The 24965-nt window shown below is 56.4% G+C and carries 18 protein-coding genes and 1 tRNA gene; 11 read left to right on the top strand and 8 right to left on the bottom strand.

The window, feature by feature from the left end; all coding sequences use genetic code 11:
* Positions 1 to 82: 82 nt before the first annotated feature.
* The 3 genes from ABD890_RS18355 to leuS form a co-directional block, all read right to left on the bottom strand.
* Positions 83 to 1375 (bottom strand): glucose-1-phosphate adenylyltransferase, encoded by a 1293-nt coding sequence (locus ABD890_RS18355; protein ID WP_345093108.1) that lies wholly within the window; start codon positions 1373 to 1375, stop codon positions 83 to 85.
* A gap of 166 nt (positions 1376 to 1541) precedes the next feature.
* Complete coding sequence (locus tag ABD890_RS18350; protein ID WP_345093105.1) at positions 1542 to 2090, bottom strand: inorganic diphosphatase; 549 nt, start codon at positions 2088 to 2090, stop codon at positions 1542 to 1544.
* A 168-nt stretch (positions 2091 to 2258) separates the two neighbouring features.
* Positions 2259 to 5090: a leucine--tRNA ligase gene (gene leuS / locus ABD890_RS18345; RefSeq protein ID WP_345093102.1), complete on the bottom strand. Its 2832-nt coding sequence runs from the start codon at positions 5088 to 5090 to the stop codon at positions 2259 to 2261.
* A gap of 321 nt (positions 5091 to 5411) precedes the next feature.
* On the opposite strand from leuS, the gene map reads away from it, so the two are divergent.
* The 7 genes from map to ABD890_RS18310 all read left to right on the top strand — a co-directional run bounded on the left by map (position 5412) and on the right by ABD890_RS18310 (position 13583).
* Entirely contained in the window at positions 5412 to 6209 is a 798-nt protein-coding gene (map, locus tag ABD890_RS18340) for a type I methionyl aminopeptidase (RefSeq protein ID WP_345093099.1), read from the top strand.
* A gap of 101 nt (positions 6210 to 6310) precedes the next feature.
* Positions 6311 to 7627 (top strand): SH3 domain-containing protein, encoded by a 1317-nt coding sequence (locus tag ABD890_RS18335; RefSeq protein WP_345093096.1) that lies wholly within the window; start codon positions 6311 to 6313, stop codon positions 7625 to 7627.
* Between the two features lie 112 nt (positions 7628 to 7739).
* Positions 7740 to 8426: a 16S rRNA (guanine(527)-N(7))-methyltransferase RsmG gene (gene rsmG, locus ABD890_RS18330; RefSeq protein WP_345093093.1), complete on the top strand. Its 687-nt coding sequence runs from the start codon at positions 7740 to 7742 to the stop codon at positions 8424 to 8426.
* A gap of 170 nt (positions 8427 to 8596) precedes the next feature.
* Positions 8597 to 9505: a sulfate adenylyltransferase subunit CysD gene (gene cysD / locus ABD890_RS18325; RefSeq protein WP_345093090.1), complete on the top strand. Its 909-nt coding sequence runs from the start codon at positions 8597 to 8599 to the stop codon at positions 9503 to 9505.
* A gap of 50 nt (positions 9506 to 9555) precedes the next feature.
* Positions 9556 to 11487: a sulfate adenylyltransferase subunit CysN gene (cysN, locus tag ABD890_RS18320; RefSeq protein WP_345093087.1), complete on the top strand. Its 1932-nt coding sequence runs from the start codon at positions 9556 to 9558 to the stop codon at positions 11485 to 11487.
* A gap of 227 nt (positions 11488 to 11714) precedes the next feature.
* On the top strand, positions 11715 to 12869 hold the full coding sequence (locus ABD890_RS18315) for a glycosyltransferase family 61 protein (RefSeq protein WP_345093083.1): 1155 nt from the start codon (positions 11715 to 11717) through the stop codon (positions 12867 to 12869).
* A gap of 51 nt (positions 12870 to 12920) precedes the next feature.
* Positions 12921 to 13583, top strand: coding sequence for a metal-dependent transcriptional regulator (locus ABD890_RS18310; RefSeq protein WP_345093080.1), 663 nt, complete (start codon positions 12921 to 12923; stop codon positions 13581 to 13583).
* Here the strand turns inward: ABD890_RS18310 and ABD890_RS18305 are convergent.
* The 4 genes from ABD890_RS18305 to ABD890_RS18290 form a co-directional block, all read right to left on the bottom strand.
* Positions 13580 to 14098 (bottom strand): DinB family protein, encoded by a 519-nt coding sequence (locus tag ABD890_RS18305; RefSeq protein WP_345093077.1) that lies wholly within the window; start codon positions 14096 to 14098, stop codon positions 13580 to 13582. The two genes, ABD890_RS18310 and ABD890_RS18305, sit on opposite strands and share 4 nt — an antisense overlap.
* A 24-nt stretch (positions 14099 to 14122) precedes the next feature.
* Complete coding sequence (locus tag ABD890_RS18300) at positions 14123 to 14569, bottom strand: MarR family winged helix-turn-helix transcriptional regulator (RefSeq protein WP_345093074.1); 447 nt, start codon at positions 14567 to 14569, stop codon at positions 14123 to 14125.
* A 112-nt stretch (positions 14570 to 14681) separates the two neighbouring features.
* On the bottom strand, positions 14682 to 16865 hold the full coding sequence (locus tag ABD890_RS18295; protein WP_345093071.1) for an FdhF/YdeP family oxidoreductase: 2184 nt from the start codon (positions 16863 to 16865) through the stop codon (positions 14682 to 14684).
* A 219-nt stretch (positions 16866 to 17084) separates the two neighbouring features.
* Positions 17085 to 18188 carry a glucose 1-dehydrogenase gene (locus ABD890_RS18290; protein WP_345093068.1) on the bottom strand — a complete coding sequence of 368 codons (1104 nt, stop codon included), beginning with the start codon at positions 18186 to 18188 and terminating at the stop codon, positions 17085 to 17087.
* Positions 18189 to 18393: 205 nt separating this feature from the next.
* Here ABD890_RS18290 and ABD890_RS18285 point away from each other — a divergent pair, with 205 nt between their 5' ends.
* Positions 18394 to 18894, top strand: coding sequence for a DinB family protein (locus ABD890_RS18285; protein WP_345093065.1), 501 nt, complete (start codon positions 18394 to 18396; stop codon positions 18892 to 18894).
* Between the two features lie 40 nt (positions 18895 to 18934).
* Here ABD890_RS18285 and ABD890_RS18280 read toward each other — a convergent pair whose 3' ends face one another.
* Positions 18935 to 21463, bottom strand: coding sequence for a HEAT repeat domain-containing protein (locus ABD890_RS18280; RefSeq protein ID WP_345093062.1), 2529 nt, complete (start codon positions 21461 to 21463; stop codon positions 18935 to 18937).
* Positions 21464 to 21718: 255 nt separating this feature from the next.
* Between ABD890_RS18280 and ABD890_RS18275 the strand changes: the two genes are divergently transcribed.
* From ABD890_RS18275 to ABD890_RS18265, 3 genes are all read left to right on the top strand, one after another.
* Positions 21719 to 21792: transfer RNA gene (locus ABD890_RS18275), tRNA-Met, on the top strand.
* A gap of 501 nt (positions 21793 to 22293) precedes the next feature.
* Positions 22294 to 22998, top strand: a complete 705-nt coding sequence (locus ABD890_RS18270; protein ID WP_345093059.1) for a DUF4956 domain-containing protein — start codon at positions 22294 to 22296, stop codon at positions 22996 to 22998.
* A 56-nt stretch (positions 22999 to 23054) separates the two neighbouring features.
* Positions 23055 to 24908 (top strand): CotH kinase family protein, encoded by a 1854-nt coding sequence (locus ABD890_RS18265; RefSeq protein WP_345093056.1) that lies wholly within the window; start codon positions 23055 to 23057, stop codon positions 24906 to 24908.
* The last annotated feature ends 57 nt before the right edge of the window (positions 24909 to 24965 follow it).

Raw genomic sequence — 24965 nt, 5'->3', positions numbered from 1 at the left:
AAGCCCATCGCAAGTTGTCCTGGCGATGGGCTTTTGAGTTGGTTCGCAGTGCGAAGCGAAGTTATTTCGCAGATCACCTGACTTACGAAAGGGTCCAGCCATCTGGCAGGTAGGCACCCTTTTCGATACATGGAATTCCGTCGACGATAGTCACGCCTTCTGGGTATTCCTTGTCGGGCATGTCGTCCGTCTTGATCACGCGGACGTTCTTGCCGATGTGGCAATTCTTGTCGACGATGGCACCCTTGATCACGCTACCAGCACCGATCTTCATGCAAGGGCGACCGCAAGTATCGTCCGCTTCGTTCTCGGTTTTGGTTGGGTAGTAATCGCAGCCCATCAGCACCGAGTCTTCGATGGTGACATTTTCTTCGATCACGCTACGCAAACCGATCACGCTGTTCTTGATGGTGCAGCCTTTGGCGATCTGGCAACCATCGGCGATCATCGCGTTGCTGACGGTGCTGTCCATCAGCATACTTGGTGGCAGGAAGCGAGCTCGTGTAAAGATCGGAGCTTCTTCTTCGACGAACTCAAAGGGTGGCTTGTGGGCCAGCGTGGCGATGTTGGCTTCGTAGAAAGCCTTGATCGTACCGATGTCTTCCCAGTAGCTGTCGAACATGTGCATCTGAACCCGCTTGGCACGAATGGCCGCCGGGAAGATTTCTTTGCCGAAGTCCTGGTAATCGGTCTTTTCCAGCAGTTCGACCAGCGTGTCGCGGTTGAATAGGTAGTTACCCATGCTGGCCAGGCAGTCGCGACCCTGCGAATCGATGCCACGGGCGTCGATCCAAGCTGGATCGGTGCGAACGTGCGCGAGTTCTTCCGGAGTCTTCGGCTTTTCGACGAAGCCTTGAACGCGGCCCGTTTCGTCGATCTTCATGATGCCCAGACCACCAGCTTCCTTCGAGTGGACTGGCAGCCCGGCGATCGACACGTCGGCGCCGGAAGCAATGTGCGAGTCGAGCATCTCGCGGTAGTCCATCCGGTACAACTGGTCGCCGGAGAGGATCAAGACATACTCGATGCCGTGCTGCTGGATGTATCGCAGGTTCTTACGAACGGCGTCGGCGGTGCCTTGGTACCAGTCGGAACCTTCGCCGGCGGTCTGCTGAGCAGCCAAAAGCTCGACGAAACCACCATTGAAGTGATCGAAGCGGTATGTCTGTCGAATGTGGCGATGGAGACTCACCGACATGAACTGCGTCAGCACATAGATGCGATTCATCTGGCTGTTCAGGCAGTTGGAGAGGGGAATATCGATCAGGCGATATTTACCCGCCAGCGGAACAGCTGGCTTCGAGCGGTATTTGGTCAATGGGTAGAGCCGAGTTCCGCGGCCTCCGCCGAGTACCAGGCAGATGACATTACGCATGGGTCACCTTCTCTCCGTCAAGGAAAAGCAAAGCATTGGGTGAGTGTTGATCGGTGCGCCCCAAACGATAACGGGCGACCCCAGGTGCACGCAAGTGAGCGCGCACGCCACCACCGATTAATTAGCGCAACTTTGTGCAAGTCGTGCGCCTTAAAGGGCAAGACGATTACTTTCGATAAAACCCGCGACGGCGCTGTTCGCTATAGCGTTCCAACGCTTCGTTAATGATTGGCAGCGCCAATTCGGATGGCAGGATCTCATCGACTTCGACCGACTTCCCTTCCAACATCTTGTAGTCTTGGAAGAAGCGTCGCAACATGTTTCGACGATGATTTGGCAGATCCATCGCCTCGTTGTAAGACGAGTATTCCGGATCGGTCACGGCGACGGCGATGATTTTGTGGTCCAGCTTGCCGCTGTCGACCATCGTCATCAAGCCAACCGCGCGAGCCGTAATCAGCGTCAGCGGAGCGACAGGTTCCTGGCAGAGAACCAGAACGTCTAGCGGGTCGTCATCTTCGGCGAGCGTCTGCGGAACGAATCCGTAGTTCGCTGGATAGTGAACGGCCGAGTAGAGCATGCGGTCCATCCGCAGCAGGCCGGTGTCTTTGTCCAGCTCGTACTTGATGCTCGATCCAGTGGGGATCTCGATGACCGCACAGAATTCCCTTGGAATGTCCTCACCGGGGGTCACGTCGTGCCAAGCGTGCGTCATGGATGCGAATCTTCCTTGTGGGTCGGGGCTGCCCCGACTCCGATGGTTAACCAAATTGCCATTTCGGTCCCGCTTCCCTGTCAGGCACACCCGAAGTAAACGTGAACCTTTGCCTGTAGCATCCGTCTTAAAACACTTGGCGTCAACCGGTTTAAGGTGTCGCTAAGTTCATTTCACGACGAAATTTACGAGACGACCAGGAACAACAATCGATTTCACGATTTGCTTTCCTTCCAGAAGCTCCTGCACACGAGGATCGGCTTTTGCCAGTGCTTCAAGATCGTCCTTCTTAATGTCGGCTGGAACCGTGATACGGCCGCGAACTTTCCCCATAATCTGAACGGGAACTTCGACTTCGTTATCAACGGTGAACGAATCGACGTATTGTGGCCAAGATTCGTACGCCAAAGTTTTTTCGTGCCCCAAAAGCTGCCAGAATTCTTCTGCCAGGTGTGGTGCCAGCGGCGAGAGCATCAATGCGAAGGTTTCCATCGCTTGTTTCGGCCGCGTCGACTCCTTGGTGAAGAAGTTGGTGAACTCCATCAAACGCGCGATTGCCGTGTTGAAGCTGAGGTTGCCCAAGTCTTGGGTTACGCTCTTCAACGTACGGTGGATCGTCTTGTTTTGTTCCTCCGTCGGTTCGACGTCTTGGACGGCCGCGTTCAGCTCGAGCGTCTCGGCATTGTGATCGACGATCATACGCCACGCCCGATCGAGGAAGCCTCGAACCCCCTTCACACCATCCATGGCCCATGGCTTGGTTGCTTCGAGAGGCCCCATGAACATCTCGTACAAGCGAAGACTATCGGCACCAAAGTCGTCGACCACGACGTCTGGATTGACCACGTTGCCGCGGCTCTTCGACATCTTGTGGGCTCGCGCGTCGATGCGGACATTATTGTCGTCGGCCAGGACGAAGCCGTCCCCCTTCTTCACAATCTGCTCTTCGGTCAGCTTGACCGCCGTGACCGTGTTGCCTTTGCCGTCGTGGAAAGCATCGTCTTCGCGGACGACCTGATTACTGCCAATCCACTTGCCACCTTCAAGCTGATAGCCGGTGTACTCGATTTCGCCCAGGATCATGCCCTGGTTCACCAAACGCTGGAATGGTTCTTTGGTCGAGACGTAGCCGCGATCGTAAAGCACCTTGTGCCAGAAGCGGGCATACAGCAAGTGCAGCACGGCATGTTCGGCACCACCGATGTAAAGATCGACGGGCATCCAGGCCTTCTCTTTTTCGCGATCGACGAAGACCTGATCGTTTTTTGGATCGATGAAGCGGAGGTAGTACCAGCACGAACCAGCCCACTGCGGCATGGTGTTGGTTTCGCGCTTGTAACGGACACCATCGATCACCGGGTACAACCATGACTCGTCCGCCTTTTCGAGCGGCGGCTCTGGTCGGCCAATTGGTTTGTAGTCTTCGATCTGCGGCAAGTCGACCGGAAGTTGATCGACCGGCACCGCGCGGATCTTGCCGTTCGGTTCGCCGTTCTCGTCGAGTTCCTTCAAGATGGGGAACGGTTCGCCCCAGAATCGCTGACGGCTGAACAACCAGTCGCGAAGCTTGAAGTTGGTGGCTTCTTTGCCAAGGCCAGCTTGTTCCAAATCGAGAGCGATCTGCGACTTGACGTCGGCCGTCTTCATGCCGTCGTACTTGCCCGAGTTGATGGCGACACCATCAAACGTGGCACAGGCGGTGCCTGCGAGTACCGCGTCGCGATCGATATCGGACTTCGTGCCAGGATCGACGACAGCAATCACGGGGATGCCGAACTTTTGAGCGAACTCGAAGTCGCGATCGTCGTGCGCGGGCACCGCCATGATGGCCCCAGTGCCGTAGCTCGCCAAAACGTAGTCGGCGATCCAGATCGGCACGGGCTTGCCGTTCACAGGATTGATGGCATACGAACCCGAGAAAACGCCCGTCTTGTCTTTGGCCAACTCGGTACGTTCGAGGTCTGACTTGAAGGCGGCTTGCTCACAGTACTTCTTCACCGCGGCCGATTGATCGGCAGTGGTCAACTGATCGACCAACGGATGTTCCGGCGCGATCACCATGTAGGTCGCACCGTAGAGCGTGTCAGGTCGGGTTGTGTAGACGCGAAGCACGTCGGTTCCCGGCTTTCGCGGGTAGCCTGCGGTCTTGCGCTCGATTTCCCACGGCGTGAACTCTTCTTCAGTGCCCAGGAAGAAGTCGACTTCCGCACCGGTCGAACGACCGATCCAGTTTCGCTGAAGCTGCTTGATGCTGTCGGACCAGTCGAGCGAGTCGAGGTCGGACTCCAAGCGTTCCGCGTAGGAAGTAATGCGGAGCATCCACTGCCGCAGCGGAAGACGCTGCACGGGGTGATTGCCTCGTTCGCTCTTGCCGTCGATGACTTCTTCGTTAGCGAGAACCGTACCCAGGGCAGGGCACCAGTTGACTGGAGCTTCGCTCACGTAGGCGAGACGATGTTCGTCTTGATACCTGCGAACAGCGTCTTCTCCTTCCGCTGTCACATCGGCTGGAATTGGCAACTCCGAGATCGGTCGGCCTTTGCCGGCATCGGCGTCGTACCAGGTATCAAAGAGCAACAGAAAGATCCATTGCGTCCAGCGGAAGTACTCAACGTCGGTCGTTGCGATCTGGCGATCCCAGTCGTAGCTGAAGCCAATCATCTTCAACTGACGGACGAACTCGGTGATGTTCTTTTCGGTGGTAACGCGGGGATGCGTGTTGGTGCGGATGGCATACTCTTCCGCTGGCAATCCGAACGAATCGAAGCCCATCGGATGGAGAACACTCTTGCCTTGCATGCGCGCCAAACGGCAAACGATGTCGGTCGCGGTGTAGCCTTCCGGGTGGCCCACGTGCAGCCCGGCTCCGCTGGGATACGGGAACATGTCCAGCACATACATCTTTTCCCCGGTCGGCAGTTCAGGACTTTTGAAGGTCTTGTTCTGCTCCCAATATTGTTGCCACTTCGGTTCAATTTCGGCCGGGTTATAGCGAGGCATCGGTGATATCCGTAGGGATGTTTGGCGGCGTTGCCGCTTCCGCAATGGGTGCTGTCAGGGCTCGATAGCGTGGGGATCGCCGCAAAATGTTTGCCCATAGGGCTTTCCCGCATGCTTTAGAAGGTAACGATTCTAATGGTCCCTTGGGATGCTGACAATTCATAGGAGGCATCCCCTTCATCGGAACGTTCGCGCAAAACCAACCTTGTGGATAAATTCTGTCCAAGGAATTTGCGAGAATTGCATGTTGCCGAGTCGATTACCCTGATAGACTGCGTGTTTCCTTTTTAGCTACCCCGAAACTTCACCCCTCGAATCGATATGCTTCACGGACGACGTCATCTCCAACTCGTGGACTCTGAACGCGACGCCATGCGAATTGCCTGTCAGTTCAATGCGCAACTGATGGACTTCGTTCGCCCTCACGTCAAAGCAGGCATCACCACCGAGGCACTCGATCGGATGATCCACGAGTACACGCTCGACCATGGCCATACGCCGGCCTGCTTGAACTATCAGGGCTTCCCGAAAAGCAGCTGCACGAGCGTGAATGAAGTGATTTGCCACGGGATCCCGGGCAAGTACGAGCTGAAAGAAGGGGATATCGTCAACGTCGACGTCACCTCGATAGTTGACGGGTGGCATGGCGATCAGTCGGAAACGTTTTTGATCGGCGAAGTCAGCCCAGAAGCAAAGCAAGTCACGCAGTGTGCGTTTGACTGCTTGTACCTGGCAATCGGTGCGATTTATCCCGAATGCCGCGTCTCGGAAATCGGCCGTGTCATTGTCGAAGAAGCGAAGAAGTACAACTTCGGCGTGGTCGAAGAATTCGTCGGTCACGGTCTGGGTCGTCGCTTCCACCAAGATCCTTCCATCCCGCACGTTCCAACGCGTGCCGCTCACTCGGTCCGCTTGATGCCAGGCGTTTGCTTCACGATCGAGCCGATGATCAACGTCGGTGGTCCTAGCACGCAGCTCGATGCGAGCGATGGCTGGACAGTCCGTACCCGCGATCGCAGCTTGAGCGCACAGTTCGAGCACACGATCCTGATGACCGAGAATGGTCCAGAGATCCTCTCGCTGACGAAGGATGGCCCGCAAAAGGGTCACAAGTTCTAAACGCGGTGGGCTGATAGCACTGAAATCAATCTTGTGTGCTACCGCAGAATTCGGTATTTCCTCCGGCATCGAACTCAAGTTCTTGCCTGAGGAATCCGGCCATGAAATGTCACCGACTGCTCTGTTTGCTCCTATCTACTGTTGTCATTGGTATTTGCGCCGAGGTATCAGGAGCGGAACCGTACAAAGCCCGAGTGACGACCGCCCAGGTTTTCACCCGCAGCGGTCCTGGTCAGAACTACTATCCGACCGCTTACCTCGAAAAAAATACGATCGTCGAGGTCTACCGCGAAGATGATGGTGGCTGGATGGCCATTCGGCCAACCGAGAACGAATTCAGCTTGCTGCCAGTCAAAGCCCTCTCGTACGGCGACGACCGACGTTTCGCGACGGTTCAAGTCGTGGATGCTCCCTCTTACATCGGCAGCCAAATCAGCGATTTGCACCACGTTGTGCACGTGAAGCTCGATCAAAACGAACCGGTCGAAGTGCTGGGGATCGTGGAACTTCGCGATCAGCAAACCGGCAAGAAGGAAGCCTTCTACCGTATCGCACCCCCAGCGGGCGAATTCCGCTGGATTAACAAGCATTTCATCGAAGCGCTTTACCCAGAACCAGTCGCGGCCCCACCTCGACCGCAGCAGGATAAAGTCGCTACGAAAGAAGCGATCGAAGAGGCCGAATTCTGGAAGAAAGCCCAGAACAACGTCAGCACAATACGTCCGGTGTCTTACGACGCCGAATCGGAAACGCCGGCCGCAGCAAGACTTACGGGCGATCCACTGCCGGTCGAGAAGCCTGCTGTCGAAGCGTTCGATCCGTCGATCAAGCTAACCCTGAGTGAACTGGAACTAAAGGTCAGCCAAGAGTGCATCAAGCCGGCCGACGAATGGAACTTCAAGCCACTGCTCAGCCAGGCCAAGCGATTGGTCGACGAAGGGGAAACCCCGCTGGAACGTGGCAAAGCCCGCCTGGTGCAGGAAAAAATCGAAGAGTTCAACGAGCTTTCCGAGCGAAAACTGGGCGCCAAGAAGGCGTTTGTCCCTGGCACAGGGCCGCTGCGATCCCCCCCGATCGATTCGGTCGTGCTGGAAGAGATGAAACCATCTGACGATCCGGCCGCTTCGTTCAAAGCAGAAGGCTTCGACCCGCGTTACGACGGAAAAGGTTGGCTTATGCCGGTGATTACGCGGGCCTCGGCCACACGCGATCCGAATCAGTACACGCCGCCGTTTGCCCTGACCGACTCTCAGGGGAATGTGCTGCAGTTTGTCAGTCCTTCGCCAGGACTCAACTTGCGGCGGTATTCGCGGATGGAAGTAGGCATCTACGGCCAGATCTCGCCACTGGGGCAGCTTACCAAGCCTCATCTTACGGCCCACCGCATTGTGGTCCTCTCGCGGCACGAAAAGCAGTAGTCAGCGCAAACGTGTCATGGCCCAAACGGGCCAAGAATGGTCAAATGGTGGGAATCAAAAGGCCGACATGTCCTGGCCTGTGCATTTAGGAAAGTTCTCACCGAAAGTCAGCATGAGCGAAGACATTTCGCCAACTCCAGAATCTGGCCCTGCCAGCAGCACGCTGCAAGAGGCTTTGACGAAGTATGGAGCTCCGGTTCCGCCCGAGATCCGCGACCAACTGCAGCGCTACATCGATATCCTGTGGGAAATCAACCAGTCGCTGAATCTGACGCGTCATACCGACTACGACAAGTTCGTTTCTCGCGACTTGATCGACAGCCTGGCATTGGCCGGGCAACTCAAGCCAAATGAAGAAATCCTTGACATGGGAAGCGGCGGCGGGGTGCCTGGCATCGTGATCGCGATCCTGCGTCCCGATGTGCGTGTCACGTTATGTGACTCAGTGGGTAAGAAGGCCCACGCCATGCAGGCCATCGTCGAGAAGCTTGAGCTGGAAGTCCCGGTCTATCACAATCGTGCCGAAGAGATTCTGGAAGATCTTAGCTTCGATGCAGTCGTCTGCCGAGCGGTCGCCCCGGTGCGTAAGCTGCTGCTTTGGCTCGATAGCCACTGGCTGGCCGCCGGTCGGCTGCTGACCATCAAGGGAGGCCGCTGGGTCGAGGAAGTCAAAGAAGCTCGGCACCACAACATGACCAAAAACGTGGAGATCCGAAACGTCCACGAGTACGAGACCCCAGGCAACGATCACCCCAGCGTGATCTTGAAAGTTTGGCCGAAAGGTCGCAAAGAGCCTTGAGTTGATTCAACTTACGGCCGATTAGTGTCGTTGTTGATATTAGTTACGACCCCTATAATCGGGCGATTCTCTCCTGGTTTTCCTGACAGACACAGAGAACCGCACTTGCCGGCAGATGGCACCCTGCGTGCCGACCAACCTGCCTAACCTAAACCCACAGCGATTGATCGATGTCCGGTTATCAGATTACGCATCTCAAACAGTTGGAAGCAGAAAGCATCCATATCATCCGCGAAGTTGCGGCCGAGTTTGAGAACCCAGTGATGTTGTATTCGGTTGGCAAAGACTCGTCGGTCATGGTCCACTTGGCCATGAAGGCGTTTTATCCTGCCAAGCCGCCATTTCCTTTGATGCACGTCGACACCACGTGGAAGTTCAAGGAAATGATTCAGTTCCGCGAAGACTACGCTCGCAAGGAACTGGGGCTCGATCTGATCGTGCACATCAACGAAGAGGGCAAGAAGCTGGGAATCGACCCGTTCGAGGACAGCGTTCGCCATACCGACTTGATGAAGACGGTTTCGCTGAAGCAGGCCTTGGACAAATACAAATTCGACGCCGCTTTCGGGGGTGCTCGCCGTGACGAAGAAAAGTCGCGAGCGAAGGAACGTGTCTTCTCGTTCCGCGACCGCAATCACCGCTGGGATCCGAAGAACCAGCGTCCCGAGCTGTGGAATCTGTACAACACCAAGGTTAACAAGGGGGAAAGCATCCGCGTGTTCCCTCTGTCGAACTGGACCGAGCTGGACGTCTGGCAATACATCCACCTCGAGAACATTCCGATTGTTCCGCTGTACTACTCGGCGAAACGTCCCGTCGTATGGCGCAACGACATGTGGATCATGGTCGACGACGATCGAATCCAGCTAGAGCCAGGCGAAAAAGTGGAAGAGAAGATGGTTCGCTTCCGCACGTTGGGCTGCTATCCGTTGACGGGTGCGGTCGAATCGGAAGCGGTCACGCTCCCCGATATCATCCAAGAGATGCTGCTCACCACGACGTCGGAACGTCAAGGTCGCGCCATCGACAAGGATCAGGGCGCCTCGATGCAGAAGAAGAAGGAAGAAGGCTACTTCTAACCGCGAACTGGATGACCTTCCTCTCCACGAATCATTGAATACGAAGAACCATGTCTCACAAATCTGACCTGATCGCCACCGACATTCACGCCTATCTCGCCCAGCACGAGAAGAAGGAACTGCTGCGGTTTATCACGTGCGGAAGCGTCGACGACGGTAAGAGCACGCTGCTGGGCAAGCTGCTGATGGAATCGAAGGCGGCCTACGAAGATCAGCTGGCTGCGATCGAGAAAGACTCGGCCACGCACGGTACCGTCGGGGGCGAGATTGACCCGGCCCTTTTCATGGACGGTCTCAAAGAAGAACGCGAACAGGGCATCACCATCGACGTGGCCTATCGATACTTCTCGACCGCCAAGCGCAAGTTCATTGTCGCGGATACGCCCGGGCACGAGCAGTACACGCGAAACATGGCGACCGGTGCTTCGACCGCCGACCTCGCGATCATTCTGATCGACGCCCGACATGGCGTGCTGACCCAGACGAAACGCCACAGCTTCATCACGTCGCTGCTGGGCATCCGTCACATTTTGGTCGCGATCAATAAGATGGACCTGGTCGATTACAGCCAGGAAGTCTACGAGAAGATCAAGCAAGATTACATCGACTTCGCCGCCAAGATGTCGGCCGACGACGTCCACTTCCTTCCGCTTTCAGCGTTGAAGGGGGACAACCTGGTCGAGAAGAGCGAGAAGATGCCGTGGTACGAAGGTGCCACGTTGATGCACATGCTCGAGAACCTCTACATCGGTTCTGACCGTAACCTGCAAGACTTCCGCTTCCCAGTTCAGTTGGTGAATCGCCCAGACCTGAACTTTCGAGGTTTCTGCGGAACGGTTGCTTCGGGAACCATTCGTCCCGGTGAAGAAGTGATGGTGTTGCCATCCAAGAAGACCAGCAAGGTCAAACGCATTGTCACCATGGATGGCGATGTCGAAGAAGCCTTCCCGCCCATGTCGGTCACGCTGACCTTCGAGGACGAAATCGACTGCAGCCGCGGCGATATCATCGTCCGCCCAGGCAACCGTCCGAAGGTCGACAGCCAGTTCGACGCGATGGTCGTCTGGATGTCGGAAGAACCGCTCGTCCCAGGCAAGCAGTACTTCGTCAAGCACGCGACCAAATCGATGACCGGCAGCATTTCGCGCGTACGGTACAACGTCGACGTCAACACGCTGCATCGTGCCGATTCGCCGGCCCTGAAGCTTAACGAAATTGGTCGCTGCTCGGTCAAGCTGAACCAACCAGTTTGCTACGATGCATACGCCAAGAACAAGACGACCGGGGCTTTCATTCTGATCGACTACATGACCAACCGCACGGTCGGTGCTGGTATGATCATCGATCGCGATTCCAGCGACCAGGACGAACTGTGGGACGTCGAAGGTGACGAAACCTTGCAGTCGTCGAAGGGGAATGTCTCGGCGGAAGAACGAGCCGCTCGCTTCGGTCAGAAGCCAGCCACGTTGCTGCTGACTGGTTTGACCGGTGCCGGCAAAACGACGATCGCTTATGCCTTGGAGCGTCGCTTGTTCGACGAAGGCAAGACCAGCATCGTTCTCGACGGGCAGAACCTTCGTCGTGGTATCAGCAAAGATCTGGGCTACACCGCCGAGCAGCGGAGCGAGAACCTGCGTCGCGGCAGCGAGATCGCTCGCATGCTGAACGACTCGGGCGTGCTGTGTATCGCAGCCTTCCTGGCACCCAATGCCGAAGTTCGTCAGAAGGCCGCCGATGCGATCGGTGCCGACCAGTTCCTGACCGTCTACCTTTCGGCCCCAGTCGAAGTCTGCCGCAAGCGTGATGACTCGGGCATCTACGAAAAGGCTGATAGCGGCGAGATCACCAATTTCCCGGGCGTTAGTTACGACTACGAAGTCCCGGAAAACGCCGATTTGGTGTTGCCAACGCACGAGTTGGGTATCGACGAGTGTGTCGATAAGATTTACGAACTGCTTCAACAGCGTGGCATCATCGACTAGGAACGACCCCGCCCACCGGGTGGGGGTGGTGGCAAGATAATATCTATTGCCTCATTCCTAAAGAATTTCGATACTTTCAGCCTCCATTGATTGATCGCCATTTGAGGATGCTGGAAGTGAAGTCGCTTATTCGCGCGCGGCACGAGCTGCGCCGTCGAACTCGAACTGCCTGGAATCGTCTTGTGGGGACACCACCCCCAACTCACTTCGATCTTTCGAAGTCGTGGGTGGAAAAGAATTGCGCTAGTGGTTCGGTGGCAGATCTCGAGCCTGCCCGAGAAGTGGTCGGCCCACCGCGAACGATGGGTGGAGCGATCGAAGAAATCGAGCCGGTCCTGGCTCAGGCCAGCGGCGCAAAGCACGATACCTTCCGGAACTATTTCTATGGCCCGGTCCAGCGCAATCTGGCAGGTGCCTCGCTGACGAGCTTAAAGCAGGCCCGCGTCGCTTCGCGTGGCGTCGCGGTGATGACCAACGACAATTGTCATCTCCTCGATTTCGGCATGATTCGTTTCCCTGGGATGAGCGATCACGGAACGATTCCGCAGTACTTGCATCAAGGTTATCTGCCGCGTCTGCGAAAGGTTTCCGGTACCCTCGGTGTAATCTCCTTCGGCTGGTCCAGCAACAACTACTTTCACTTCCTCACCGAAGCGATTCCAAAGCTGCGTTTGTTCGCCAAGGCAGGCGTCACCTACGACAAGCTGTACGCCCCGATGAGCCGCCCATACCATCGCGAGATGCTCGCTCTCTTCGGCGTCGATACGAAGAAAGTCATCCCGGAAAGCTACTATGCGCATGTTCAAGCCGACATGGTCTGCGTTCCCAACGATCAGCATCCGGTTCGCGAAGAAGAGACGCAGTTCCTTTTCGAGACTGCTGCCAGCTTGCCCTGGTCGAAGGTGAAGCAAGAGCCTCGCAAGTTGGTCTATGTTTCGCGAGGCCGCATGAAGCTGCGCAACTGTTTGAACGAAGACGAGTTCATGCCAAAGCTCGAGCGACTCGGATTCGAACGACACTTCCTCGAAACGATGTCAGTTCGCGAGCAGATCGAACTGTTCCAACAGGCCGATGTGATCATGGGACCCCATGGTGCCGGCCTGGCGAATATGGTCTTCGCACCTCCCGGGACGAAGGTCATTGAACTGGGAACGCCTTACCGTCCCTACGATTGCTTCGCGGAACTAGCTGCTGCCTGCGGGCACTCGTTCTTTTGGCACGCGGCGAAGCCGATCGATGGGAACATCGTGACGGAAGAGTCGAACCTGTGGGTCGACATCGATAATCTAGTCGACTTTCTGCACGAGCATGAAATCGTGGGAAGACCCACCGCGGCTCCGTCAGGGCCCGACAAAACGAAGCGACGTCAGATTGCCGCTTAGGGGGGAACCGTTTAAAATTCCGGTGCCTCAACCCATCCGGAGCCTTCCCTCATGCCTAGCTTGACGATCGAGAACTACGTTAAAGCGATCTATCAGATCTCTTTACAGGCACCGGAAAAAGCGGCGTCGACCGGTGAGATATCGACTGCCCTGGAAGTCTCGCCCGGCACCGTCACCAGCATGATGAAGACCCTCAGCGAAACGGGTCTGGCCTCGTATACCAAGTACGAAGGGGTTCGCCTGACCGACAGCGGTCGAAAGCTTGCCTTGCGCGTCTTGCGGCGTCATCGGCTGATTGAATTGTTTCTGGTGCACACGCTCGATCTGGCCTGGGACGAAGTCCACGAAGAGGCCGAGAACATGGAGCACGCCGTCAGCGACTTCCTGGTCGATCGCATCGATCAATATCTGGGCTATCCATCGTCCGACCCGCATGGCGATCCAATCCCAACTGCTGACGGTAAAATTCGCACCGAGCAAGGGGTGAAGCTCACCCAGTGGGAACCCGGCAAGCCATTCCGCCTGGTACGTGTGATGGAGCAGAGTTCGGACTTCCTGCGCTACCTCAGCGAAGAGTCGCTTCAGCCGGGATGCGAAGCGAAGCTGATTTCCTGCCGCGCCGAAGCAGGCATCGTGACCATCGACATCGAAGGCCGCGTGACCGCACTCGGTTTAGAAGCGGCCGAGAAATTGATGGTGACGGCGGTCTCTTAAACGCCTTGCTGCGTGCCTGGGGGGGGCGTCGTGGGCGAATGTCCGAGCGAACGCCGGACCATGGTCAACTGACCGCTATGAAGCCCTTCGTGCCAGATCGCCGTTTCAAAGACCTGCCCATAGTCGGCCAGAAAATCAGGCGTTCCGTCAGGAGTCTTCGTGCTGAGATCCTCATCGCTGAGACCGCCTAAAATCTCTAGCAGCACCTGCCGACGATCGTCCATGTAGGCACGCACCTCTTCAATCGGCGGGTAATCTTCCAGCTTCGGCGAAGGGGTCGAGCCGAGACCGAACATCTCTTGGTAATCGTCCTTCGCGAGTTGCTTTTCTGGGGCCAGCAGCGAAATGAAGAAGTTGTCGGTCGTCGCCATGTGCCCGATGAACCATAGCGCGTGATTGCTCTGGTTGCAGACCTGGGCGACCCAGTCTTCCGGTTTTTGAAAGTCGCCCAGAATGCGGCTAGTAAACCCACGAGCTGTTTGAAGCTGGTGTTGCAGGCGTTCGATCATTGACATGAAAAGAAGCTCCTGGGAAGCAAATCAAAGAGGTCGGTCAGACGACTGGCCCGCATTGCGAAGGATCTCCATGAAGCTCGCAATTTGTTCGTCGTTGTATCCCTCGAAAAACGTGTGGTGGACCCGCTCTTGCAGTTGGGCGATCACCGGTTTCAACTCCTCGATTGTCGTCGAGCCGAGATCGGTCAAATAGATCCGCAAGGCGCGACGATCGGCCGGGTCCCGCATGCGGCGAATCAGCTTCGCCTTCTCGGTTCGATCCAGCAAACCGGTCATGCTGCTCGCATCCAGGTGGACCTGATCGGCCAGTTCGCTCGGCTTTTGGCCGTCGCACGAATGTAGGCACGACAGCATGAACAACTGCGCCGGAGTTACATCATAAGATGCCAAGCCTTCAGTATAGATTCGCGAAATTTTTCGCATCGCTACACCCAAGTGAAAGCAAAGCAGGTCGTCCTTTTTCCAGGTCATGTGGGAACAATTTCGATCGAGTAACAGGCCGCGCACCTTCATTTTACAAGGCACGCCAGGAAGGGAACACAGTCGTGATGGGGATGGCAGGACTGGGGAGGGGAGTTCAAGGCTAAACGGGGCGAACCGTAACGACTACGCCCTTAAAAGCGGGGGTTTTCGATAGGGGGTCGGCCGTACGGGACACCAAGGTATTCGCTTCGGGATAATACATCAGAGCGTTGCCTGGTTTGATGTCAGGGAAGGCGTGGACAGTGAAGCCATCGATCTTGCCGATGTTCGATTGGATTGACACCTTCTGCCCGGCCGAAATTCCCAGACGCTGGCAGTCGTCGGGATGCATCACAATCACATCACGGCGGTCGATCCCGCGATAGATGTCATACTCTTCGTAAACCACCGTATTGAACTGACCCTCACTACGCACCGTCATCAGGCGAAGTTCATTTTCGCCGGTCCCCTTCAAGTCAGGGATCTCGTGCGTGTGCAGAATCAAGCGGCCACTTGGCGTGGGGAACTTGGGCGTGTGGAACGTTCGTCCGTCGATCTGAAACTCTTCTTTGGTCTTGTCGATCGAGGCGATCTTTTCGAAGCCGGGAACCACCTTTGCCAGGGCAGCGCGGATCTTGTTGGTGTCTTGCATCGATTGCCAGTCGATCGGCGTGCTGTCTTCAAGAACCCCTTGAGCAAGCGAAGCGATCACGTCGACTTCGCCGCGCGGGCCAGCCAGTCGACGTGGGCCACCTTCCGACATTCGAACGTAGTTGAACATCGATTCCTGAGTCGTCTGGTAAGGCTCTTCATCGCGAGCAAGCACTGGCAAGATGATCGTTTCCTTCGCCAGGCCATGCGCATGACCAGTGTTCAGCGTCGTACTGAGGTACACCATCGTATCGAGCTGCTGAATGGATTCCGCCGCGAACGCCAGGTCAGGATTCGATCCATACAGATTGCCCCCCAGGCAGAAGCCCATCTTCAACTTGCCGGAGTGGGCATCTTCCATGCAGCCAAGCGTATCGAGCCCTGGCGTCGTTGGCAGTTGCACGCCGTATTCTTTTTCCAGCCCGTCGAATATCGCCTGCTTCAGCGTTGGGGTCACACCGACCGAGCCAATGCCTTGTACGTTGGAATGACCACGGATCGGCATCAGGCCGCAGCCCGGCTTGCCGACCATGCCTCGTAGGGCTGCCAATGCCGCGATCGCTTGCACATTGTTCACGCCGTGGGCATGATGCGTTATGCCCATGGTCCAACTGAAGATGACCCGTTCGGCCTGGATGTATCGCTGCGCGATGTCTTCAATCTTCAGCTTGCCGACGCCTGACTTTGTTTCGATTTCGTCCCAAGAAAGATCTCGCAGGTAGGCCAGCCACGCTTCGGAGTTTTCGCAATGGTTATCGAGGAAGTCCTGATCTTGCCCGCCCACTTCGAGGACGCGCTTGGCGATACCGCAGAGCAGTGCCAGGTCGCCGCCGATGTCGGGCTGAACGTAGAGCGTGGCGATTTTGGTACCGAACAGCATGCTGATCGGATCGCTCGGGATGCGAAAGTTCACCAGACCCGTTTCGACCACCGGATTGATCACAATCACTTCGCCGCCGCGACGACGGACATGCTTCAAGGTCGACATCAATCGTGGGTGATTGCTGGCAGGGTTGCCACCGATCACGAAGACCAGGTCGGCGTGCTCGACATCCTCGAGCACAATCGTGGCGGTTCCGCTGCCGACGGTGGTGGCCAGGCCGACGCCGCTTGCCTGGTGGCAATAGTAACTGCAATTGTTGACGTTGTTCGTACCGTACAAGCGAGCGAACAACTGCAGTAGGAAGCCCGCCTCCATGCTGCTGCGGCCGCTGAAGTACCAGAAGGTTTCGTCGGCGGAAAGTTGCTTCAGCTTGCCAATCACGCGGCCAAGTGCCTCGTCCCAAGAGATCGGACGATAGTGCTGCGTATCGGCCTCCCATAGCATTGGCTCGGTCAAGCGGCCGGCATGCTCCATCTGGTAGGGAGTGAACTTCTTCAATTGCGGGATGCTGTAGGTTTGCCAGAACTCGGCTGGAATGGCGCCCTGCATGTCGGCCGCCATGGCCTGCATTGACTTCTTACAAACCTCGGGGAAGGTGCCACGTTCGTTGACCATGCCCCCTTTCTGGCCACCCATGCCGAGCGCACACGTTTTGCACGCATTCTTGCTCCGCATTGCTTTCCAGAACTTCCAGTACCCGCCCGCTTCACGCGCTTTTTGAAACGTGTACCGAATCGCTTGCCAGCCGCCGCCACTGGATGGCTTTTTCATATCGGGTCGTCCTGTTGTTCGGGTGGGGCCAAAAGGGTGATCATCCGAGATTTCCCTCGCTGGAATCATTCTAGCAAATCGGGCACACCAGGAAATCCATCCGCGCATAAGGAGGGTCCGCGGTAAGGATCAGATGACTAACGAAATCTTATGTTCGATTTCGCCAGACTCCTGAGCCGCACCGCGGACCCTGCCAAAGTTTACGAGGTCAGGTCGCGACTATTCGGAGGCGACGTTGACGTAGACCTTCAAGGCCGAGTTGTCTTCGACCAGCAGTCGCATCATTTCGGCGTAGTTTTCCAGGCCGTCGACTGGGTTGGTCAGAATCTTTTCGGTCACGCCTGGGTACATCATTTCGCCCAAAGCGAGATCGCGGATACCCATCTCGAAGTGGTCGCGATTGGCATTCACGCTACCCAACAGCAGCTTGTTGCCCAAAACCCATTCCAGGTTGATCTTCGAGGTTGGCAACTCGTGCTTGTCACTGTCGCCGGTGACACTGGTGAAGACCAGCACGCCGTTCAGACCGAGGTACTTCATGCTCTCGAAAGCGATGATGCTGCTACCGGTCGCGTCGACGATGATGTCAGGGCGGCCCGTCTTCTTGACCAGTTCGTCGAGGTCGGTGTCTTTGGTGGCAACGTAGGTTGCTTCCATGCCTTCGACGATTTCCGACTTCAGGTGAGGACCAGCCGAGCGGGCGATCGTGCAAACCTGAAGGCCACGCAGACGCAGTGCCAGGGTCGTCAGCAGACCGATCTGGCCGGCACCCATGACCCAGGCCACCTTCGGGCTCCAGACCTTCATACGACGCTGAACTTCGTAAGCCTGATGAACGGCCTTGGCGGCACAGCTCATTGGTTCCATCAGCACGTGCAGGTGGGTCAGACCTTCTGGCACGCGGATGATGTAGTCTTCTTCGTCGACGAACTTTTCGGTCAGGTAACCATGCAGCAGGTTGATACCGCGTTCGTAGTAGGTTTCTTCGCTGGTCATGTCGTAGGTGCCGATCTTGTCGTAGATCGAGCTACCGGGACGACGGACCGTCGCGGTGACGTAGTCGCCTGGCTTGAAGCGGGTGACGTTCTCGCCGACGGCTTCGACAATGCCGAACGATTCGTGACCGATCACCATGAAGTCGTCCCCGGGAGGGGCGTTGCCGTAGAGGGCTTCGTTGATTTCCTTGTCCGTGGCATCGACGCCCACCTTCAGAACCTTCACCAGCACACCCTTGCCGTTGGGGAACTGATCGAGGGTGGGTTCAGGAATGTCACGCAGGTGAACGCTGTTAGGTGTCCCGGGTTTAACCGCAATCGCCTTCATAGGGAGCCGACTCGTCAGAATGAGGGAGTGTAAGTTGGTGGACGCACGTTTTGCGTTAAAGCAGGACAATTTACCATAATGACCCATTTGGAGGAATCGGGAGATAGCACGAGAATCAAGGAAGTTTCACGAACATTCCGGCCGCCAACCGGCTCTTATCGATGTGGTTTGCCATTAACCAGCTCTTACTAAATATGGGGAAAAGATGACCGATCTTCCACCTTTCCAGCGATATCTCGACCTTGCCCCGGAAGCAGATTGCGTCGAGACGCTGGCCCGGCAATTCGAAGAAGAGTTTCCGCGACTCAAGCTTGTCTCGGAAGAAGAGGCCAGCATCGTTCACCCGCCGTACGCGTGGACCATCAAAGAGGTGATTGGTCACATGAGCGATACCGAGCGGGTCTTTTCGTATCGCGCACTCCGCTTCGCTCGGGGTGACACGACCGAGCTACCAGGGTTCGACCAGGATTTGTTCATGGCGAACTCTAACTTCAATGACCGCCCGTATCACCAACTTCTGCAAGAGCTCTACCTGATTCGCCAGTCGACGATGGAACTGTTCCGCACCCTTCCAGAAGGTGCGCTCGACCTGGAAGGGACCGCGGCCGGATACCAGTGGACCGTCCGCAACTTGGGACGGTGCTCGGTCGGCCATGTCCGTCATCACGCGGAGATCATTCAGCAGCGACTGGCTGGCGGAAGCTAGTTCTCGCGGATCCGTCGCATTCAGATCAGCGGCAGCCTGCTTAGCGTTGCCGCTGTTGTTGTTGGCGTGGCGAAACGCGGGCATCGATTTCGCGTTTCAACTGCATGAACTCTGGGTTGTTGGGAACGAGCTCCGTCAGGTTGGCGATCGCCTGATCGGCTTCGTCCCAGCGTTCGAGGTACTGTGAGATCAAAACGTACATCAGTGCGTACTGAGCATTGTTCGGATCGAGCTCTTTCGCCTTCTTATACGCATCAAACGCATCGTTGAAGAACGGTTCGGCTGTCTCGGGGGACGTATGCTTCGCTGCCATGTACAATGCCGAGCCATACTGATACTGCAGCGGGGCGAAGTTAGGTTGCTGGCTGACGTCGCGTTCGATGTTCCTCAATTCCTCGATGCGAAGCCGGGCGATCTCTACGGCTCGTTTGCCAAGGTCTTCCGCCATCGCTTCGGCGGCAGGTCGCTGGCCTTGGATCACCAGTTGCCGCATTTGCTGTTCTTCGGAATCTTGCCGTTGCTGAAGCAATGTCACGAGATTTGATCGTGGGCCGGTAAATCCTGGATCGAGCCGAATCGCGGTGCGATATGCCTTCTCCGCTTCCGGGATCTTACCCATCCGCTCGTACAGCACACCCATCGAAAGATGCGAAGCAGGTTGATCGTTGTCACGCTTAATCGCATCCATTGCCTCGGAAAGTGCTTTCACGAATGCTTCGCTCTCGCCGCGAAGTTCGAGTGCCCGCGAATCCTCGTTCGCCAGCGACCAGGCCGCGGCGGTACGGACCGAACGATCCTCGTCGTTGAGCCGGATTAGCAAGGCATCGAGCACCTTGGCTTGCAGGTTCGGCGAAAGAGGCGGAACGTCGCGCAGCGTTTCAATTGCTGCGATACGGACCTGAGGATCTTTATCCGACATGAAACGAAGGGCGGCTTGAACCGAGTCTTCATTCAGGTAGTTGGCCAGGTACATCATGCCACTGGCACGAACGATCCCAGGCAGCTTCGTATCACGAACCATCTCGACCAGGCCTTCGCCGGCGGTCGGTTCGTTGCTCCAGGCTCGGGCCAGCTTGTGAGCGAAATGTTCTTCTTTCGGGATCTTCGACGTGTCGCCATACCATTGGTTCACAGCATCTAAAGCCCAGCGATCCACGCCCGCCAAGCCGGCCTTCACGTCTTCGTCACCGGCCCGAGCAAGGGCCAGCCACTGATCGTAACGGGTAACATCGGGATGCTCTTCACGCGGCAGGTCGGCTTTGTCGAGGTGGCACTTGGTGCAAGCGTTCGGCGTTCCCAGTTCAACCGACAGATCGGGACGCGGAATACGAATGCTGTGATCGCGACGTGGGTCGACTTCCATATAAGTCGTCTCTGGCATGTGACACTCGACGCACGAGGTCCCTGTCGAGCCGGTCTTATGGAAATGATGGGCTGGCGTATCGTACTTACCGGCGGGATGCTGATGGCACGAAGTGCACAGCAAGTTGCCCTCGAACTTCAGCTTGGTTGTGTGTGGATCGTGGCAGTCGGTGCAGCGGATCCCTTTGTGGAACATCTTGCTCTGCAGGAACGAGCCGTAGACATAGTCTTCTTCCATGATCTGACCGTCGCAGTAATAGGTCTGCGGGGCGATCAGTTCGTTGTTGAACTGGTCGTAGAAGTTATCTCCCAGTTGATAGCTTGGGCAGATCACCTGGCGACGCGAATGACACGTTCCGCAGGTTTCGACCTGGGTAAGTTGCGCTTCGGTCGAATCCCCCTTCAGCTTGCGGAGACCATAGCCAAGGTTACGATCCCAGAACAAGCTGGTCGCGTTGGCCAGTTCAACGTGAGCGCTGCCAGGACCATGACAGGTCTCGCAGTTGACATCGATATCGGTGAAGGTCGTGTGATAACTGTTGGTCGCCAGATCGAAGTTCTTCTGCAGATTGGTCGAGTGGCAGTCGGCACAGTAGTGATTCCAGTTCTGTGTGCGACCGGTCCAATGCAACGGATCATCGACGGCGAGCTTCTCTTTCACATCCGGAGGCGAAAGATAGAACCACTTTTTCAGAACCGTGTCCCAAGATTCGCGCAGGACTTGCACGCGACCAATCGAACCGGGAGGCGAACCAGGCGTCGGTGGCTCCATTTCGACCATGTATTGCTGCAGCGGATGCACACCGAAGACATACTTGATCTCGTAATCGTGCATCTGGCCGTCAGGGCCTTCGGTATTGATCATGAACTTGCCATCGCGACGGAACATCTTGGACGTCAGGTCGTGATGCGGAAGTTCGGCGTCGTTGAAGTCGGCCAACACTGTTTCGTCGGTTGCCAGGTCCATTGCCAGATCGTGGTCGGACCCGGCCCACTCGGCGTGTTCTTTCTCGTGGCACTTGATGCAGGTATTCGCCCCCACATAAGTGACCTTCGTGTCGGCAGGCATCGCGTAGTACCAATCGGCGGTGACGAGCGATCCTAGAACCAGGATCAGAAGAAGACTACCCCCGGCTGCCAGCATCCAGCGCGGCATCGTTTGGGAAGGGGCAGGGGACTGCTTGCGTTTTTGCTTGCGAGATGCCATAGAGTGCTAAGAGAAGTAGGCAAAGGGATTAGCGCGGCGGGAAACATTCCATTATTACGGACAGCCGCGACAATAGGAAACCAACTGCATGACGCCCGGCCATCAATTCCTCAAAACGGCCGCGCGACTGGAGCAAACGGTCGATCTATTCCGCATTTTCCAATGGTAAGCCGCCCCACCGACAACTTTGTTTAGCAAGAGGTCGGCCCCCCGTTGACGAACTAGACCGGAAAAATTAACTTCTAGAGTTCCTAAGGCGGCATAGCTCAGCTGGTTAGAGCAGCGGAATCATAATCCGCGTGTCGGGGGTTCGAGTCCCTCTGCCGCTACTTCTAAGCTGTTTGACAGCCTCAATTTACATCAAACCGGTCTGGTGATTGCCAGTCCGGTTTTTTGTTGCGCGGGGCAGTAAAGAGTCTCGAACGATCCTGTGCATGCGGGAGAGGAAGTGCGGCCGACTAGCTGGTTGATTGCTAGCTCCGAGACGGAACCAGCAACGTCCCCGTTCCGTTGACTTCGCGGTCCCCCTCAGCCAATGGTCAGCGTGACGAACCCTTTTCGGGCAGGGGACCGTGTAACAGAATGCGCGGGGGTTTAGTGGTCCATCAATCGAGCGTCTGAGACAATCAACGGTAAAAACCGGACTTTTCTTTCCTGCTGGCCGGAACTTGCGATCTTAACGCAGGTTTAACATTCTATCGCGGTTCGTTATCCACCAGCCCTTGGCCTTTCTGGCATATCTTCTCGCCACGTGGAACGACGATCGCCTGTCTTCAGCCGATTTCCGTCGGTCGAATCACTCGATCCGAAACAGACCTTTACGTGCGCTTATGGAATTCCTGGAAGTCCCTCTCTTCGATACTGACCTGTACAAGTTGCTGGTCCGGTTCTTGATCAACCTGTTTTTTCTTTCGCTGATTGTTGTGTTTGGGATCTATCCCAGTCAGCGGCAGCGAGAGTTCGCCTTCACGGCGGTGATGTTGAACATCGTGGTGTTTTTCATCTGCTTCACGATGAAGAAGCTCGAACTTGACCTCGGACTGGCGCTTGGTCTGTTCGCGGTGTTCGGCGTCTTGCGGTATCGAACGGATTCGATTCGGCCCAAAGAGATGACTTACTTGTTCATCGTGATTGGGATCGCAGTCATCAACTCTTTGGCGAATAAGAAGACCAGCTACGCCGAAGTCGCGGTGGTGAACTCGGTGATCTTTGCTTCGATGCTGTTGAAGGAAACCTTGGTAGGGGCGGATCCGGAAAAGGTGAAGCCCAACGCCGGAAACGAAAAGGAAGCCACCAACGGCAACGGCAACGGCAAGGGAAATAAGAAGGACAAGCTTCCCAAGTACAGCATCGAGTACGACCGCCTTGAATGGTTGGGAGATGACCATCGGGAAATGCTGTTGAATGATCTACGACAGAGAACGGGCCTGGATGTCGTTCAAGTCGAAATCAAAACGATTGATCTACCACAAAACAAAGCCACGCTCACTATCTGGGTGAAGCCATCCGGCCCGAATCCAGAGAATCAAGCTTAACGGCCAAGGCTGCTACGAAGTTGCACCTTCGCCATCAAGACTCGAGAGTTTACCTTATGAAACGTTCGATCATTTCGCTGGGATTACTCCTGTTGGTATCCCTTTTCACAACAACTTCCGTCGCCCAAGGACCTCCTGGTTTTGGAGGTCCTGGTGGACCTGGCGGACCAGGTGGTCGCCAAGGGGGATTCCGAGGTCCCGGCGGTTTTGGCGGAGGCTTTGGTTTTGGGGGCGGTCGTGAAGATCGCAAGCTGGTCAAAGAGTTCGACCTGGACGAGAACGGTTGGCTCGATCAAGCAGAACGCGCGAAAGCCCGCGAAGAGGCCAAATCGGAAGGTGGCGGTGGCCGTCGTGGAGGTGGGAATCGACCTGCCCCGAGCCCAGGCCCGCAGCTTGCTCCGGCAGACGTCAAAACTTATTCCGATGCAGGGCTATACGAGCCAACCGCCTTACGCACCCTCTTCTTCGAGTTCGAAAACGAAGACTGGGAAAAGGAGTTGGAAGACTTCCACGGAACCGATGTCGAGGTGCCTGCGAAGCTGACGGTGGATGGCAAGGTCTATCCGAACGTCGGAATGCGATTTCGTGGAATGTCCTCGTACTTCATGGTGCCGACCGGCTACAAGCGATCGTTCAACGTCAAGCTAGACTTGGCTGACGAAGATCAGGAACTCCTTGGATACAAAACGCTGAACCTGCTCAACTGTGCCGGAGATGAATCGCTGCTCAGCACGGTGCTTTACTCGCATATCGCCAGTCAATACATACCTGTTCCGAAGGTGAATCACGTTCGCGTGGTCATCAACGGCGAAAGCTGGGGCGTCTATGCGAACGTCCAGCAGTTCGACAAGACCTTCATTTCCGAACACTTCGATCCTTCGAAGGGGACCCGTTGGAAGGTCAGCGGAAGTCCCAATGGTGACGGTGGTCTGCGTTACATGGGGGAATCGACTGAAGAGTACGAACGCCGCTACGACATGAAGTCGAACGATGGCAAGAAGGCATGGGCGGCTCTCATTCGACTGTGCCGCACGCTGGAAGAAACCCCACCTGAGAAGCTGGAACGCGAACTGGAGCCACTGCTCGACATCGACGAAACGCTGAAGTTTCTCGCGTTGGACGTGGCCTTGGTCAACAGCGATGGCTACTGGACGCGAGCGAGCGACTACTACCTGTTCCTCGATAGCGACAAACGCTTTCACCTGATCCCTCACGATATGAACGAAGCGTTCGCAGATGGTCGCGGCGTAGGCCGTGGCCCAGGCGGACCCGGTGGGCCGGGCGGTCCACCGCGCGGCATGGGCCGTGGCGGTGAAGGACCTCCGATGGGAATGGGACGGGGTGGCGCTGAAGGGCCACCTCCAGGCATGGGACCAGGCGGGTTCCAAGGTCCACCAAATCGCGAAGGCAATCGTGGTCAGGCCCAGCCGGGCAACAATCCACCGCAAGGGTTCGGCCCTCCGGGTGGTGAGCCGAATGAACGAGGTTTCCGCCGTGGAGGCCCAGGTGGTCCTGGCGGGCGAGGTGGCATGGGGGGCCCCGGTGGCCCAGGCCACGGCGGTGTCGAACTCGATCCGCTCGTGTCGATCGATAATCCACGGATGCCTCTTCGCAGCAAGCTTCTGGCGGTGCCAAATCTGCGAAAGAAGTATTTGGAGTACGTCCGCGAGATCGCCGAAAAGTCGATGGCCCCCGGCGAGATCGAGCCAGTGATCACGCAACACGCCAAGTTGATTGAAGCGGACGTCGTCACCGACACGCGGAAGCTTGGTTCGCTCGAAGGCTTCCAACAAGTGACCTCGGTCGAAGAATCTGGTCGCGAAAACCAGGGGGCGTCGCTGAAGAAGTTCTTCCAGGAACGACGAAAGTTCCTGCTGGATTACAAAGACCCTGGTTCAGCCCGACCGTAGGTCTTGGAAATCGAACAGTGGCTCGACGCGAATCCGCCTCGCGCCACTGTTCCCTTG

The sequence above is a fragment of the Bremerella cremea genome, from assembly GCF_039541315.1.
Classification (GTDB): Bacteria; Planctomycetota; Planctomycetia; order Pirellulales; family Pirellulaceae; genus Bremerella; species Bremerella cremea.
This window is presented reverse-complemented; position numbering and strand designations above follow the sequence as displayed.